The sequence below is a fragment of the Mesorhizobium sp. AA23 genome (assembly GCF_001672435.1).
Taxonomy (GTDB): domain Bacteria; phylum Pseudomonadota; class Alphaproteobacteria; order Rhizobiales; family Rhizobiaceae; genus Mesorhizobium.
In genome coordinates this window covers 433411-449630 of the sequence record NZ_LYTP01000028.1, presented here as the reverse complement: position 1 = coordinate 449630, position 16220 = coordinate 433411, and the positions used below count along the sequence as shown (strand labels likewise).

At 63.2% G+C, this 16220-nt stretch carries 12 protein-coding genes; 3 read left to right on the top strand and 9 right to left on the bottom strand.

Annotated elements, in window-relative coordinates; all coding sequences use genetic code 11:
- Positions 1–20: 20 nt before the first annotated feature.
- The 5 genes from A9K66_RS21875 to A9K66_RS30465 form a co-directional block, all read right to left on the bottom strand.
- Complete coding sequence (locus A9K66_RS21875; RefSeq protein ID WP_067327877.1) at positions 21–257, bottom strand: hypothetical protein; 237 nt, start codon at positions 255–257, stop codon at positions 21–23.
- 255 nt (positions 258–512) lie between these two features.
- Positions 513–1844, bottom strand: coding sequence for an HlyD family type I secretion periplasmic adaptor subunit (locus A9K66_RS21870; protein ID WP_067327876.1), 1332 nt, complete (start codon positions 1842–1844; stop codon positions 513–515).
- Positions 1837–3570 carry a type I secretion system permease/ATPase gene (locus A9K66_RS21865; protein WP_164748217.1) on the bottom strand — a complete coding sequence of 578 codons (1734 nt, stop codon included), beginning with the start codon at positions 3568–3570 and terminating at the stop codon, positions 1837–1839. Before A9K66_RS21865 ends, A9K66_RS21870 begins: the two co-directional genes overlap by 8 nt.
- A 588-nt stretch (positions 3571–4158) precedes the next feature.
- Positions 4159–5541, bottom strand: coding sequence for a calcium-binding protein (locus A9K66_RS21860; protein WP_067327874.1), 1383 nt, complete (start codon positions 5539–5541; stop codon positions 4159–4161).
- Positions 5542–6187: 646 nt separating this feature from the next.
- The gene (locus tag A9K66_RS30465; protein ID WP_127323569.1) at positions 6188–6466 is read right to left on the bottom strand and encodes a hypothetical protein; all 279 of its coding nucleotides are present in this window, start codon (positions 6464–6466) and stop codon (positions 6188–6190) included.
- A 3-nt stretch (positions 6467–6469) separates the two neighbouring features.
- Between A9K66_RS30465 and A9K66_RS21850 the strand changes: the two genes are divergently transcribed.
- The gene (locus A9K66_RS21850; protein ID WP_067328025.1) at positions 6470–8182 is read left to right on the top strand and encodes an HAD family hydrolase; all 1713 of its coding nucleotides are present in this window, start codon (positions 6470–6472) and stop codon (positions 8180–8182) included.
- 29 nt (positions 8183–8211) lie between these two features.
- On the opposite strand, the gene smc is transcribed toward A9K66_RS21850, so the two are convergent.
- The 3 genes from smc to A9K66_RS21835 all read right to left on the bottom strand — a co-directional run bounded on the left by smc (position 8212) and on the right by A9K66_RS21835 (position 13157).
- Positions 8212–11670: a chromosome segregation protein SMC gene (gene smc, locus A9K66_RS21845; protein WP_067327872.1), complete on the bottom strand. Its 3459-nt coding sequence runs from the start codon at positions 11668–11670 to the stop codon at positions 8212–8214.
- 60 nt (positions 11671–11730) lie between these two features.
- Positions 11731–12459 carry a DsbA family protein gene (locus A9K66_RS21840; RefSeq protein WP_067327871.1) on the bottom strand — a complete coding sequence of 243 codons (729 nt, stop codon included), beginning with the start codon at positions 12457–12459 and terminating at the stop codon, positions 11731–11733.
- A 197-nt stretch (positions 12460–12656) separates the two neighbouring features.
- Positions 12657–13157, bottom strand: coding sequence for a DUF721 domain-containing protein (locus tag A9K66_RS21835; protein WP_067327870.1), 501 nt, complete (start codon positions 13155–13157; stop codon positions 12657–12659).
- Between the two features lie 31 nt (positions 13158–13188).
- Between A9K66_RS21835 and mutY the strand changes: the two genes are divergently transcribed.
- Both mutY and A9K66_RS21825 read left to right on the top strand, forming a co-directional pair.
- The gene (gene mutY, locus A9K66_RS21830; RefSeq protein WP_067327869.1) at positions 13189–14322 is read left to right on the top strand and encodes an A/G-specific adenine glycosylase; all 1134 of its coding nucleotides are present in this window, start codon (positions 13189–13191) and stop codon (positions 14320–14322) included.
- A gap of 10 nt (positions 14323–14332) precedes the next feature.
- Positions 14333–14944, top strand: coding sequence for an HAD family phosphatase (locus tag A9K66_RS21825; protein ID WP_067327868.1), 612 nt, complete (start codon positions 14333–14335; stop codon positions 14942–14944).
- A gap of 45 nt (positions 14945–14989) precedes the next feature.
- Here the strand turns inward: A9K66_RS21825 and A9K66_RS21820 are convergent, their stop codons facing one another.
- Complete coding sequence (locus A9K66_RS21820) at positions 14990–16123, bottom strand: site-specific DNA-methyltransferase (protein ID WP_067327867.1); 1134 nt, start codon at positions 16121–16123, stop codon at positions 14990–14992.
- Positions 16124–16220: the final 97 nt, after the last annotated feature.

Genomic DNA, 16220 nt, shown 5'->3' with positions numbered 1-16220 from the left:
AGCGCGTTGGTACCGGATGACTATTTCGGGGCTGCCGCCGCGAAGACCCATACGCTCTCGGCAGGGATCCGCGCCCATACGTTGCCCGAGGCAAGTTGCCGCGCGCCGTGCGCCTTGGCGACGAAGTCGCCACGGCGCAGACGGTACTCCCGCTTGTCGCCGAGATAGATGCTGTCGTCGAGATGCATCTCGATGCCGTCCGGGTGCAAGGGACCGCGGTACTTCGAGATCGACACTCTCGCGATGGGTGGGATCATCCCGCTTATCCTTTCGAGGCCAGCTCACCATGGCAAGGAGGGAGGAAGGCGACCGCAGACCCAATAAGTGATCGCCCTTGCCCTCGATCACGTGGCGAGACAGCCATCACAAAGCCCGTCGCCTCGAGCGCTACGAGCGTGCGACGTTTTGGCCATGAAAACCGAGAACCGTGAGTGGCCGAACCCGGTTGCGCATAATCCGGCGGAAGAGTTCCACTTTGGGTAAGGTTGAAGGCCGCAGGAGGCAGGATCGGGCTATCTTTCCCGAAAGGCGCGCTGGAACGAGTCCACCAGCGGCTTGGTCAGATAGCTCAGAAAGGTTCGCTCGCCGGTTGAAATGAAGGTTTCGACCGGCATGCCTGGGTAGATCTGCTCGGGCTTGACCTGCGGTGGCAGCTTGTCGGCCATCTTAAGCCGCACGGTGTAATAGGGCTGTCCAGTGCTGGGAGTGGTCAGCCGATCCGCCGAAATGTAGAAGACCTTTCCCGGCACTTTTGGTGTTGTCCGTGCGTTCAGGGCCGTGAACATCATGTTCGCGCCTTGGCCGACTCGGATAGAATCGATGTCTTCAGGCTTGATCTTTGCCTCGACGATAAGTTCCTTCGTCGGCAGAAGCTCCATCGCAGGCTCGCCAGCACGAATGACGCTGCCTTCGGAATTGTAGAGAGAGCGGACGATGATGCCGTCCGCCGGGGCACGAATGGTCGTTCGCACCAGGACCGATCGAGCGGCGTTGATTTGTTCCTCAAGGTCGGCCACCTCTACCCGGGCTTTGTTCAGTTCGGTGACAGCATCCTCGACCCGGGTGGTTGTTAGTCTTTCAATCTGCTGGCGCGCTTCCACGATCTGAGTGGCCGCGCTGGCGATTTGCGCCTCCAGCGATCCCTCCTGACCTACCAACTCGGCGGTGCTGCGCAGAAGGTCGGTGTATTCGGAACGATTTGTCAGTCCCTTGTCGAGCAAGTGCTTTTTGCGTTCCGTCTCGGCATTGACGATCGCGAGCTGGTTTGCCGCAGCATCCTTTTGCGCCTTCAAGCCGGCAACAGCTTCCTGAAGGGCTGCCACCCGTTCCCTAAGGATCTCCTGATCTGCGCCATAGCGCGCTAGCCGAGCCCGGAACTCTTTGGTTTGCTCTGCAAAGACGTCACTGAATTCGGACGCGTCTGAGTAGGCGCCTAAATCGCGGGGCAGGACGATTTTCTCCAGGCCATCCCGTTCTGCCTCGAGCCGCGCGATCTCAGCCTTTTGTGCGACCCACTGTTTGAGGACTCGGTTGAGCTGCGACTGCGCCACCGTTGGATCGAGCACGATCAGCGCCTGCCCTCGTAAGACTCTGTCACCCTCTCGAGCTTTGACGCTGCTGACCACGCCACCTTCGAGATGCTGGATCATGACATTCTGTCCAGCTGCTGCAATCACTCCTGGCGCGATCGTTGCTCCGGCAATCGGCGCCATTGCGCCCCAGAATACGAAGCCAAGCAAGAAAACGGACACGCTTGCATACCCCGCGAGGGTGATGCGATCTGTGCGTGTGTCGACGTTGCGCTGCCAGCTATACGTCCTGGCGCCGATGGCTTGGCTAGTCATTAGCGACCTTTATCTCGCCTCGAGCAGATGAGGGGAAAGGCACCACTCCTTCGCGCGACTGAGAGGCTGCGGGCCACCCCGCTTGGGCGCGTCGCTCGACAAGTCTATCGAGCACGCCCTTGGTCAAACCGTAGATCTCGACCTGGCCATTGCGTAGCATCAATACGCGATCGCATTTGGAAGCGAGAGAGGGCCGATGGGTTATGACAAGCACGGTCGTTTTTCGTGAACGCGCCCCGCTAATCGCGCGCTCGAGCGCGGCTTCGCCGTTGGAATCGAGATTTGCATTGGGCTCGTCGAGAACCAGCACCTTGGGATCGCCGTAGAAGGCCCGAGCAAGCCCGATGCGTTGACGCTCGCCACCCGAAAGGCGAACGCCGGTCGGGCCGATCAGCGTCGAGTAGCCATCCCTCTGACCCAGGATGAGCTCATGCACTTGGGCCCGCTGGGCTGCTTGAACCAACTTCTCGCTGGGCGCATTCGGTTCGAACCGCGCGATATTTTGCGCGATGGTTCCCGGGAAGAGTTCCACATCTTGCGGCAGGTAACCAATATGGCGGCCGAGTTGTTCCGGGTCCCAGTTCCGAATATCGCCGCCGTCGATCCGGATCGCCCCAGAGCGGGGCGCGATCGCACCGACGATGAGGCGCGCCAAAGTCGATTTTCCAGCCTGGCTCGGCCCTACGATCGCGACTGTCTCGCCGGCGGCGACCTCAAAGGTCAAGCGCTTGATCAGCGGCAGCGAGCCATCGGCCGCGCCCGGAAGATGATAGACTATTTGCTCCACGCTTAGCGCTCCTTCAGGAGCCGGCAATGCTACGTTCTCCTGGTTGTCGAGCCCGGACCGGAGAGCCGAAAGCCTCTTCCACGCAAGATTGGCGTCGATGATCTGCCGCCAACTCCCAATGATCTGATCAAGAGGTTGCAGAGCGCGCGCCGAAATCATCGAGGACGCAAATATCATACCGGCGGTCATCTCGTTGTGCAGAACCAGATAAGCGCCGGCCCCCAATATCGCGATCTGCAGTGTCGAACGAGTGGTGCGCGATACACCGCCATAAAACGAATTGATGCGAGCGAGCCCATCCGAGGCGTGTAGAGAGCCGGAAAAACGGGTGCCCCAGAATTCTATCGCGTTGGACACCATGCCAAGTGCGCGAACGGTTTCGAAGTTTCGGGCGAAAGCCTGCGCCGAATTCATCGAGGCGTTGAGACTCTCCGCCGCCTCCTTGCCAGGTCGCGAGCTCGCGACCTGGTTCAGCATGGCGATGGCGACCATGAGAACCGCCCCGACGACCGTCACGAGGAAGAGCAGCGGATGGATGAAATAGAGCAGGCCTACGAAAATCGGCCCGAAAGGAAGGTCGAAGAGAAAGAAAATCGTTCTCGAAGCGATGAAGCCTCGCACAGTGGCCAAGTCGCGCAAGGCTTGAACATCGCCGAGGCCAGCGCGAGGGCCACTCATTGCAGCGAGAAAAGACGATGTGCCCAAAGAGACATCCAGTCGCGCCGCGAGCCGGCTTGCGTATACACCCCGCACGACTTCGAGCACGCCGAAGAGCAAGAGCGTCGAAAGCGCAAGCAATGTTAGGTAGGTGAGCGTGTCCAAATTGGCGGCGGGCAACACCCGATCATAGACCTGCAGCATGTAGAGAGGCAGAACTAGCACCAGGGTGTTCATCACCGCGGAGAACAGGCCCATTTCGACCACGCTCTTCGACAGCACCCTTCTATTCGTGTAACTGGGCATCCCCGAAATCGTCTCTTTTGGTTAAGCGATCATTTTAGACAATGTTTATATATCATGCCAAGCAGCCGCGCTATCGCTTGCGACCTTTTGACAGCCTAGCCTCACTTTCACCGGAAGTTATCCACCGGGCATCCAGTTCGGCTGGGACGCCAGGAACCACCAATCCAGGATGGCGCTAAGCGTCTGATTCTCAAGCAGAGAATTGAACCGTCCAAACCTCGAAATTGCCTTAGTCAGCTAATCGCTTGCTGGCAGTGAAATGACGTCTGCGAACGAGGCGGCGTGAAACTCAAGTTGCTACATGCTTTCCAATAATAGCGGCGCCGCCGCAGCAAGCTGGCCGCCGATAATGGTGTCGCCGCCATCGGCCCGATCGGTTTGGAATTGGTGATGGCAGCGCCGACCGGAAAGGCCGGCGCATGCACATCCGCGGCGATCAATGCGGCCGACGTTTATGGCAACTGATCGGCGTCCGCCGCCCTTTCTGATCGGTGACCGTCGGAACCAGGCACGGCGGGGGGCGCGCCCGCCCCTCGCCATGCCATGGTCCGATCGCATGAACGATCAAACGACGAATACGTCGTGATAGGTCAGTGCCGCTCCGGGCTCCAGATGGGCGATTTCCACCTGCGGGGCCGATTTCGAGCCGTCGGGATCATAGGACAAGACGCCCGTGGCCCGGTTGTAGAGCAGGTGATCGTTGCTATGGGTGGGGTGTTCTCGCAACTCAAAATACGACGAGTTCACCTGCGTCGGGCTGGACGAGGAACCGGCGCCGAGTTGGGTGAAGACGGCGTTGTCGAGATAGAGCGCGTCATTTACCGCGTCGAAGTCGGTCAGCGTGTCGACATTGCCGGCGCCATAGGCGGTGTCAAACACAAAGGTGTCGTGGCCCGCGCCGCCGGTCAGCACGTCGTTGCCACCCTTGCCCCGCAATGTGTCGTTGCCAGCCAGGCCATCAAAGGTATCGGCCGCGGCAGTGCCGACAAATGTATCGTTCCCGGTCGTTCCGTGGGTCGGGTCCGTCGGCAGGGTCGGAGATGACGGTAGCGGGTCGGTCGGCACGGTCGGAGATGACGGCAGCGGGTCCGTCCCGTCATGGGCTGCATGCCAGGCCGCCTTGGCGTTGGCCCAGTAATCGCGGGCCGCTTGGCCTTGAAGGACCGTCCAGCCGGCGGGCGGCATTGGATAATCCGCCGGCAGTGGCGTGTCGGAGAGGTTGAGATAGTAATTGCCGTGCGACTCGACCGTCTTGTCCCAGGCCCGCTGCACCCGCTCCAAGCCGTTGTGGTCAACGTCGGTGATCGCCACCACGCAGTCGATGAAGCGCAAGCTAGGAACGATATCGTCAGCGCCTGTGCCCTTGTCCAGTTTGAACGGCGAACCGTGCGTCATCTCGCCTTTGCGAAGATACTCTCCCATGCCTAGAAGCATGCCATCCATGGTCACCGTGTTGTCAGACCCATCCACGTCACCGTCGCCAAGGCTCACTCCGGAAAACACGTGGTCGAACAGCGAATCCCGGATGGTGCCGCCGATGACGTCGTCGTCCTCGACCGCGTCGTCTCGTGAGTAGCCGACATAGGTATCCTCGATGAGGAAGGTGCCAGTGCCGCCGACACGGATGCCATCCCAGGGCTTGGTGATCGTCCAGTCGTCGATGACAAAGTTGTGGGCTGAATTCACGCGGACTGCGGCGGAGTTGACGTAAACGTCCTCCCAGGCGCCGGTTTGGGAGACCGTGCCGTTGATCGTGCCGCCCGACGCCACGAGGTTGTCGCCGGGGTTGACGACCGCAAAGGGATAGAGGTTGGTGGAGCTTCCCTGATTGGCGACAATCCACGAGGCTTCGCTGGCATCGATAGTGGTGTCGGCGGGGAGACCGGATGCTTTATATTGGCGGTAGCCGTAGTCACCGCTCAAGACAATGGTATTCGTATCGGCCATTCTTGGCGACCTTTCACACCCCCACCCTTTCTGCCCAACATGCCTGAAGCCCGAATGGCTCGCGGCCAAAAGAGCCCAGGTTAGCGGTATGGAGCAAATCACAAAATTTAAAAAAAGTGTCTCAAAATGTAACAATATATCTCTCGCGGGAATTGGGTGGCGCGGCGATTTCAGCGCGGATTCTCTTCAGTGGTCTCAACGCGGCTTTCGACCCCTTGCCACCTCCGAAACCCACCGGCCTCGCAGGAGCAGTCCATGAGCGGAGACGGTGCGCACGGGTTCCATCGTTGCAAATCATCGAAATCCGGACGATTGGCGAGACGATCAAATTCGTCCGTGAGTTATGGGGCAAGAACGCACGCCGGGATGTCGAGCGCCCGGCAATGAACTGACCGATATTTGCGTCAGCTCGACATCACCTCTCTCAATATGAAGTGGAAGTCCGTGCTCTGGTCGCGGCGAGCTGTGGGGCAGGTCCCTCGACAATATCGGCCCGACCTCCTATATGCTTCGCGCAAAAGCACGGAGAAAGGGTGTGTCCCGAGAGCGTGACGTGCTTATGTGGCGCGAAGCCGGGAAACTTGCGTTATCTGGCGACTATGAAGGATGGCTTGCCATCGAATGGGAGCTTCGTAGCAGAGGATTCTCACGCGCCAAGCTGTTGTTCGATAACGACCGGGTCCGAAAAAAATTGGATGAGATCTGCAAGAGGGCACAGGAGCAACGCGCCGACCCCAAACAGACCTAAAGACCAGAAACGCCCCGCCTTTCCAGAACCCAGCCAACCTTTCTCTCTTTCCGATGAGTTGCATTTCTCCACGCCAGGTTTCTCGCCAGGCAGGCGAAAGCGCCGGCCTAAACCTTTTCCGCCGACAGACGTTGTTTGTTCCAGACGGACCGAGCGACCGGCAGCGGAGAGGATCACCCGATGTATTTCATGGCACTGGCCACCGACTACGACGGCACGCTGGCGCATGACGGACTGGTCACCGCCAGCACGCTGTCGGCGCTGAAGAAGCTGAAGAAGTCCGGCCGCAAGCTCATCCTGGTCACCGGCCGCGAACTGCCCGATCTCAAAGAGGTGTTTCCGGAGGTCGGGCTATTCGACAAGGTGGTGGCCGAAAACGGCGCGCTGATCTACACGCCGGCGAGCGAAGAAGAGCAAACAATCTCGCCCTCGCCTTCCGCCGATTTCGTCGACAGACTGAAGAAGCGCGGCGTCAAGCCGCTCTCGGTCGGCCGCTCGATCGTTGCCACCTGGGAGCCGCACCAGGCCACCGTGCTCGACGTCATCAAGGAGCTCGGCCTTGAGCTGGAGATCATCTTCAACAAGGGCGCGGTGATGATCCTGCCCTCAGGCATCAACAAGGCCACCGGACTGGCGGCTGCGCTCAAGGACCTCAGATTGTCGCCGCATAATGTGGTGGGCATCGGCGATGCCGAGAACGACCACGCCTTCCTCAGGGCTTCGGGTTGCAGCATCGCCGTCGCCAACGCATTGCCCGCCGTGAAGGAAACCGCCGACCTCGTCACGAGGGAGGCGCGCGGCAAGGGTGTCGAAGAACTGATCGGCAAGCTGATAAAGCAGGATCATCTGATAGCTCGCAAGCGCTTGCGCGGCGTCCTGCTGGGAACTGCCAACGGCAAGAAGGTCTATCTGTCGCCCGTCGAGACCGTTCTGATCGCCGGAAGCTCCGGTATCGGCAAGTCGACATTGGCCACAGCGCTCACCGAGCGGCTTGCCGAACAGGGATTGCAGTTCTGCATTTTCGATCCCGAGGGCGACTATGACGGACTGGAGGGCGCCGTTCCGCTAGGTGATGGCTCGACTACACCCAGCAAGGAGCAATTGCTGGAGCTGATCGAAAAGCCTGGCACCAATATCGTGGTCAACGGGCTGGCGCTGAAGGTCGACGAGCGGCCCGACTTCTTTGCCGAATTGCTGCCAGGCCTCGGCAGCGTCCGCTACCGCACGGCAAGGCCGCATTGGCTGATCATTGACGAGGCGCATCACCTTCTGCCCAAGCGCCGCGAGGACAGGCGCGCGGTGTTGTCGCTCGAGCTGCCGGGCACGGTGCTGATCACCGTGCATCCGGAAGCGCTCTCGACCGGGGTCCTGCGCCTGGTGACGGCGGTCATCGCGCTCGGTCCGAAGGCGAAGGGCGTGATCAAGACCTTCTGCAAGGAGGCCGGGCTGGAGGCGCCCAAGAGCATTCCTTCGCCGAAGGGTGACCGGGTCCTGCTGTGGCGGCCGCAGGACGGCAAGAAGCCGTTCACGGTCAAGGCGATCGAACCCGACCAATCGCTGAAGCGGCACAGCCGCAAATATGCCGAAGGCGAGCTGGACGAGGCCGGCAGTTTCTATTTCACGGGGCCAGAAAAGGCGATGAACCTCAGAGCCCACAATCTGATCATTTTCGCCCAAATGGCGGAAGGCATCGACGACAAGACCTGGGAATATCACCTGCGCGCCGGCGACTATTCCAAATGGTTCCGCCAACAGATCAGGGACAAGGAACTCGCCCGCGAGACGGCAGAGGCCGAGAAGGACAAGCGTCTATCGCCCGAGGAGAGCCGCAAGCGCGTGCTGGAGGCCGTGCGCCGGCGCTACACGGCGCCAGCCACGGCACCGGAGAGGTAACTCAGTCGGTTCCGGACGCCAAGCCGCCCTCAACTCGCCTCGCGCATCGCCTCAGCCGCCTGCAGGTCGACCGAGACCAGCTGGCTGACGCCCTGCTCGGCCATGGTGACGCCGAACAGGCGGTCCATGCGCGCCATGGTGATCGGGTTGTGGGTGATGATGACGAAGCGCGTCTCGGTGGTCTTCGACATCTCGTCCATCAGATTGCAGAAGCGCTCGACATTGTGGTCGTCGAGCGGGGCGTCGACCTCGTCGAGCACGCAGATCGGCGCCGGATTGGTAAGGAAGACGGCAAAAATCAGCGACATGGCGGTGAGCGCCTGCTCGCCGCCGGAGAGCAGCGTCATGGTCTGCGGCTTCTTGCCCGGCGGGCGGGCGAGGATTTCGAGGCCGGCTTCCAGCGGATCTTCGGACTCGATCAGCTGCAATTCGGCCGTGCCGCCGCCGAAAAGATGCGAGAACAGGCGCTGGAAGTGGCCGTTGACCACCTCAAAGGCCGACAGCAGGCGTTCGCGGCCCTCGCGGTTGAGGCTCTGGATCGCTTGGCGCAGTTTTCTGATCGCCTCGATGATGTCCTCGCGCTCGGACACGATGATTTCCAGGCGGTCCGACAGCTCCCTCTGTTCTTCCTCGGCGCGCAGATTGACGGCCCCTAGCCGCTCGCGCTCGATCTTCAGCCGGTCGAGCTGGCGCTCGACCTCGGCCATGTCCGGCATCGGGTCGTCGGTCTCTAGCCCGGTATGCTTGATGACGAGATGCGGCGGCGTGTTCAACGCTTCCTGGATGCGAGCCTCGACCTCGGCGCGGCGTTCGTCGGCCGCGGTCAGCCGCTCCTCGGCGCGGACGCGGGTCTCGCGCGCTTCGGCAAGCGACTGGATCGCCGCGGTCGCCGCCTTGTCGAGCTCGGCTTGCTTGGTCTCCGCTTCCTGCAGGCGATCGCCGGCGGCCTGGCGCAGCGCCTCGGCCTCGGAAAGCTGACTCAACAGCGCACGGCGCTTGGCGTCGATCTCGTCGGGCGCGTCGGCCAGCCGCTCGCGCTCAGCTTCGGCCTCAGCCTTGCGCTCGCCAAGCGCGGCGATCTGCGTCGAGGCGTTTTCGGCCCGCTCCAGCCAGTTCTTGCGCTCGGTGCCGATCGCGTCGAGCCGGCGCATGCGCGCTTCGGCCTCGCGCCGTAGGCCGTCATGCACGGCGCGCGTATCGGCAAGCGTGGCGCGGTCGCGAGCTACACTGGCGGAGGCCTGCTCGAGCTGGAGCTGCAGGTCGCCGAGATCGGGCGCGTCCCTGAGCATCTCCTCGGCTTCGAGGAAAGCGGCTTGCGTCTCTTCATGGCTGTCGACGATGCGCGCGCGGGCGTCATCCAAGGCAGCACGGCGGCTCGCCAGCTCGCCGCCGGCCTTCTCGGCCTCGGCCAGCGCGTTACGGGCGGCGTCCAGTGCGTGCTGGGCATCGCGGCCGGCCTGACGCGCGTTGCGCTCGGCCTCGCTCGCCTGGCGCATCGCCTGCTCGGCGCGCGCCAGCGCCTCCTCGGCCTCGCGCACGACGCGGGTCGCCTGCACGGCCTCGGCATCGAGCTCCGCCAGGCGGTTCTTCTGCGCCAACCGCTGCGCCGCAGCGGTCGGCGCATCGGCGCTGGCCGTCAAGCCGTCCCAGCGCCAGAGCGCGCCGTCGCGGCTGACCAGCCGCTGGCCGGGCGCGAGCTGCGCTTGAAGGCGACGGCCATCGGCGGCGTCGACGATGCCGATCTGCGCCAGGCGGCGGGCAAGCTGTGCCGGCGCGCGGACCACACTCGCCAGGCTCCTCACGCCTTCAGGCAGCGCCGCGTCACCCGGTTTAACCGCGCTCTCGCCCCAATGCACCGGGGCGCTGCGGTCGAGCGGCACGTCGAGGTCCTCGCCGAGCGCAGCGCCAAGTGCCGTCTCGTAGCCGCGCTCGACGCTGATCTGCTCCAGCACCGAGGGGAAGAGAGCGCCGCTCGCGGCGTTGAGTATCTTGGCCAGCGTGCGCGCTTCCGTCTCGATGCGCTGCAATTCGGCCGTGGCATCCTGCAGAGGCGGACGGGCAGCACTTTCGGCGGCGCGCGCTTCGGCGACCGCCTGCTCGGCGGCGATGGCGCCTAGCTCGCTCTCTTCCAGCCGGGCAAGCGCGTCCTCGACCAGCAGCCGCTTCTCGGCGGGATCGGGCAGGCCGGAAATGCGCGCCACAATATCGGAGAGCTCGCGATCGACCTCGGCAAGCTGGCGAGCGAAGCGGTCGCGGCGCTCGGCGGTCTCGCGCAAAGTGCGCTCGATCTGGTGGCGCGAGGCGGCCGCCTCGGCGCGTTCGGCCGTCAGCGCGGCAAGCCTGGCTTCGCTCTGCGAGAGCGTCGCGCCGGCCTGCTCGAAGGCGGCGCGGGTGGTGGCTTCGCGCTCGGCAGCACCTGCATTGTCCGAATTGAGCTCGGCTTCCTCGGCGCGGAGACGCTCGAGAATGTCGGCATTGTCGCGCACCATCCGCTCCTCGCGGGCGATGTCTGCATCGAGCTGTTGCAGGCGCCGCTCCAGCTCCGCCTGGCGCGAGCGGATGCGGCCGGCCTCTTCTTCGATCTGCGTCTTGGCGATCGACAGGCGCTGAAAGGCCGCCGCCGCGGCGGCTTCGGCGTCGCGCAGGTCGGGCAGGCGGTGGGCGGCGATGCCCTGCTCCCTCGCAGCGGCCATCTGGGCTGCGGCGCGGTCACCGACCAGCGTGGTCGCAACGGCAAGCGCCGAACGCGCTTCGCCTTCCTGGGTTTTGGCCAGTGTCCAGCGCAGATGCAGAAGCGTCGCCTCGGCCTTGCGGATGTCGGCCGACAGGTTCTTGAAGCGCGAAGCCTGGCGCGCCTGGCGCTTCAGGCTGTCGATCTGGCTTTCCAGCTCGCCGACGACATCGTCAAGCCGTTCGAGGTTCTGTTCGGCCGCCTTCAGCCGAAGCTCGGCCTCGTGCCGGCGCGTGTGCAGGCCGGAGATACCGGCGGCTTCTTCGAGCAGCGCCCGGCGCGCCTGAGGCTTGGCCTGGATCAGCTCGCCGATGCGGCCCTGGCCGACCATGGACGGCGAGCGCGCGCCGGTCGACTGGTCGGCGAAGAGCAGTTGCACGTCCTTGGCACGCGCTTCCTTGCCGTTGATGCGGTAGAGCGAGCCCGCCTCGCGCTCGATGCGGCGCGACACCTGCAATTCATCGGCGTCGTTGAAGGCGGCGGGTGCCGTGCGGTCCGAATTGTCGAGGAAGAGCGTGACTTCGGCGGTGTTGCGCGCCGGCCGCGCGCCGGAGCCGGAAAAGATCACGTCGTCCATGCCGGACGCGCGCATGTTCTTGTAGGAGCTTTCGCCCATCACCCAGCGCAGCGCCTCGACAAGGTTGGACTTGCCGCAGCCGTTCGGCCCGACAATGCCGGTCAGCCCGCGTTCGATGACGAACTCGCCGGGCTCGACGAAGGACTTGAAACCGAGGAGGCGAAGGCGCGAAAACTTCATTCGCGCCGCTCCGCAAAGACCAATATGCCGAAGCCAAGCAGCTTCGGCGCGGCCTGGACGTCAGAGCAGAGGGTCGATGATGGCCGACATTTCCTCAATCGACATCGCCCCTTTGTAGGTCTTTCCGTTGATGAAGAAGGTCGGCGTCGAGTCGACCTTGAACTCGTCCGCTCCGCGTTTCTGGACTGCTCTCACATCGTCCAGAAGCTTCTGGTCCGTCAAGCAGGCCTCAAATGACTCCTGTGTAAAACCGGCGAGCTTGGAAATCTGCAGCAGCGCTTCTTTGGTGTTGCTGACGCCGACCCAGCTCGGCTGCTGCTTGAACAACACGTCCACCATGGCGAAATAGTTGTCCTTGGCGCAGCGCGCCAGCATGAAGCCGGCCTCGGCGCTCGGGTCGAAGGGGAATTCGCGTAGGATATAGCGCACCTTGCCCGTGTCGATGTATTTCGACTTCAGCTCAGGGAAGGTTGTGTCGTTGAAATGCGCGCAATGCGGGCAGGTCATCGAGGCATATTCGACGATGGTGACCTTGGCGTCGTCCTTGCCGAGCTGCTTGTCGGGCAAAGCGCCGGGCTTGAGCAGTTCCGCCATGTCGACGGTGCCCTGCGCTTCCGGCACCTGAGCGGCCGCGGGCGTGGCAGGCTTGGCTGGCGTCGACGGATTGGCGGGCTTCACATCGGCCGCCTTTGCCTCTTCACCCGAGTCGCTGCACGCGGCAAGCAGCGCCACTGCCGGAACGGCGGCCAGCGTGGTCAGAAGGTTTCTGCGAGACAAAGAGCGGTTCATGCGAATCACCTGATATCGGTTGGATTTTGCAATGCAAGGGCTAGAAAAGGCGAGAGTTGGCGCGAATTAAGGCATCGGCATCCCCAATCCAATCGCCAAATTTTTCGGGCGCGATCACGAATATGCGATATTGACGACAATTTTGCAGCGCGCTCCACGACTTTTCCCGAAACCGCCGGAACTTTCGGGAGACATGCTCAGGGCTTTTTTTGTCCGAGGATGGTCGCGCCGAGCCGCTCGAGCGAAGCGCGCAAGCCATCATCCTCGATCTTGCCGACCGTTCGCGCCAGCTTCGATTTCTCGGCCTCGCTGAGCGGCCTCGGTTGTGGTTTCGGCCGCGCTTTCGCCGAAAGGACCGGCTTCTGCAGGATCTTGATGCGGCCTATGGCGTTGAAACCCAGGAAGGCGTTGACGCGGTTGATGACCTCGCCCGCCTCATGCTGAAGATGCAGCGCTGCCATGCCTTCGCAGGCAATGATTAGCACCGCCGGCTCGAACGGATCGTCCTCATGCAGGCGGCGCGGCCACTGGATCTTTTCCGGGCGCGAGTGGCTGGCCAGGCGCGGCCCGGCGATCTCTTCCCAGGACTGCACCAGTCCGATCGAGATGCCGGCGCGCTTCTTCAGGACAGGATCGAGGATCTCGGTCGCGAGATCGCTCACCGGAACGGGATTGCCGAAGGGCCTTTTCCCTGCCATGTGCGTTCTCCGATCCTAACTCACCCGATCAATGGCACCGCAAGACCAGACCCGCAAGGCCGCAGCCGAGAAGTGCGTATCCGGAGATAGCAGCATCGCCGTCCGCCTGCTTGCCTGGTACGACGCGCATCACCGCAACCTGCCCTGGCGCGTGACGCCGAGTGCGTTCTCGCGTGGGACAAAACCCGACCCTTATCGCGTCTGGCTCTCCGAGGTCATGCTGCAGCAGACCACGGTCGAGGCGGTGAAAGCCTATTTCCGGACGTTTGTCGAGAAATGGCCGACCGTCGAGGCGCTGGCGGCAGCGCCGGCCGAGGACGTCATGAAGGCCTGGGCCGGGCTCGGTTATTACTCGAGGGCACGCAATCTCAAAGCCTGCGCCGATCTCGTGGCGCAGCGGGGCGGCCGCTTTCCCGACACCGAGGCGGGATTGAAGGAATTGCCGGGCATCGGCGCCTACACGGCGGCCGCCATCGCGGCGATCGCCTTCGACCGGCCTGCCGCCGTTGTCGACGGCAATGTCGAGCGTGTCATTTCGCGGCTCTATTCGGTGGAGACGCCGCTCAGCGAGGCCAAGCCGGAAATCCGAGCGCTGGTCGAGAAGCTCGTGCCACGTGCAAGGCCCGGCGATTTCGCCCAGGCGATGATGGATCTCGGCGCAACGATCTGCACGCCGCGGCGGCCGCGCTGCATGCTGTGCCCGCTGCGCGAGGATTGCAGCGCGATCCTGTCAGGCGATCCGGAGCGTTTTCCAGTCCGTCTGTCCAAGGGCGACAAGCCGCTCAGGCGCGGTGCTGCCTTTGTCGCTCAACGCGATGACGGCGCCATCCTGCTGCGCAAACGGCCGGACAAGGGGCTGCTCGGCGGCATGACCGAGGTGCCGACCACGGCGTGGACGGCGCGGGCCGACGGCGCTACGACGGCGGACGCAGCGCCCCTTCCGGCCGACTGGCGGCGCGCCGGGCGGATCGGCCATGTCTTCACCCATTTCGCGCTCGAACTCGACGTCTTCCATGCCCACATCAGGGGTGATGCGCCCAACGGGCATTTCTGGTCGCTAGCCCACGAAATTCCCGGGGAAGCGCTGCCCACCGTCATGAAAAAGGTAATCGAGGCAGCGATACCGGGCGCAACCAAAAAGCAAGCCCCGCTGCGCCCGCGTTGAAAGGACCGCAATGACTGACATCCGCCACATCGTGTTCGATATCGGCAAGGTGCTGATCCACTACGATCCGGACCTTCCGTTCAGCCGGCTAATCCCGGATGCCGAGGAGCGGAAATGGTTCTTCGACAATGTCTGCACCAGCGCTTGGAACATCGAGCAGGATCGCGGCCGCACCTGGCAAGACGCCGAGGCGCTGCTGATCGCCGAACACCCCCATCACGCCGAGAACATCCGCAACTTCCGCCGCTGCTGGCACGAGATGGTGCCGCATGCCTATGACGACAGCGTCGCCATCATGGTCGGCCTTATCGACAGGGGCCGCGATGTGACCATGCTGACCAATTTCGCCGCCGACACATTCGCCGAAGCCCGCCGGCGCTTCGACTTTCTCAATCGGCCGCGCGGCGTCACGGTCTCGGGCGAGATCGGCCTGATCAAGCCGGACCAGGCCATCTACGACCGTCACGTCGCATCCTTCGACCTGGAGCCGGCCGCCACACTCTTCATCGACGACAGCCAGAAGAATGTCGACGGCGCCAAGGCCGCCGGCTGGCAGGCGGTGCTGTTCACCGATGCCAAGGCGCTTCAAGCGGATCTTGAACGGCTCGGGATTGCGGCCTGAACTGAATCACTTGCGGCAATCGGTTGAGCTTTCGATTCAAGCGGATCAGCCGCCTGCCCGCTCCATTCCGAGGCGGGCGATGCGGCGCAATTCGTCGATCGGGGTGAGGCCGCCGCTGCGCTCATAGTGCCAGAAGGTCCAGCCGTTGCAGGCGTCCAAACCCTGCACCTCGGCGCCGATCTTGTGGATCGAGCCGGCGCTGTCGCCGATGGCCAGCGTGCCGTCGGCGCGCACCTTGGCCGCCCAGCGCTTCTTGGCGTCGTAAAGTGTGGCGCCCGGCGCCACCAGGCCGGTGTCGATCAGGCTTATGAAGGCGACGCGCGGCTCGGCGCGCTTGCCGGACAGCACGGTGAGGTCGGCCTCATCCAGCGGGCGCACGGCGGCGATGCGCTCATTGGCGGCATCGATGTAGGATTGCTCGCGCTCGATGCCGACGAAGTGACGGCCGAGGCGCTTGGCGACCGCACCCGTGGTGCCCGAGCCGAAGAAGGGATCGAGCACGACATCGCCCGGCTTGGTCGAGGCCATCATGATGCGGGCCAGCAGCGCTTCCGGCTTCTGCGTGGGATGCAGCTTGTTGCCGTTCTCGTCTTTCAGGCGCTCGGCGCCGGTGCAGATCGGGAACAGCCAGTCCGAGCGCATCTGCAAATCGTCATTCGAGGCCTTCAGCGCTTCGTAGTTGAAGGTGTAGCCCTTGGACTTCTGGTCGCGCGAGGCCCAGATCATCGTCTCATGGGCGTTCTGGAAGCGGCGGCCGCGGAAATTCGGCATCGGGTTGGTCTTGCGCCAGACGACGTCGTTCAGGATCCAGAAGCCGAGATCCTGCATCCTGGCACCGACGCGGAAGATGTTGTGGTAGGAGCCAATCACCCAGATCGTGCCATTGGGCTTCAGCACGCGTCGCGCGGCAAGCAGCCAGGCGCGGGTGAAGGCGTCATAGGCATCAAAACTCTCGAACCGGTCCCAGTCGTCGTCGACGGCGTCGACCTTGGACTGGTCGGGCCGATGCAGGTCGCCGTCGAGTTGCAGGTTGTAAGGCGGATCGGCGAAGATGACGTCGATCGACTTTTCGGGCAGCCTGTCGAGGGCGGCGACGCAATCGCCTTTGAGGATCGTGTCCAGCCATTCGGACTGCTGGGGAGCGTGGGAAAGCTCGTCGAGAAGACGCACGGCAGTCATCAAAACACCCAAAGCACACGTTACGGTTTACTGGCCGTTATGGTTACCGATCAGCGTAAACATTCGGTGAAGGTCGGGCGAGAGCCTGCGCCACCGA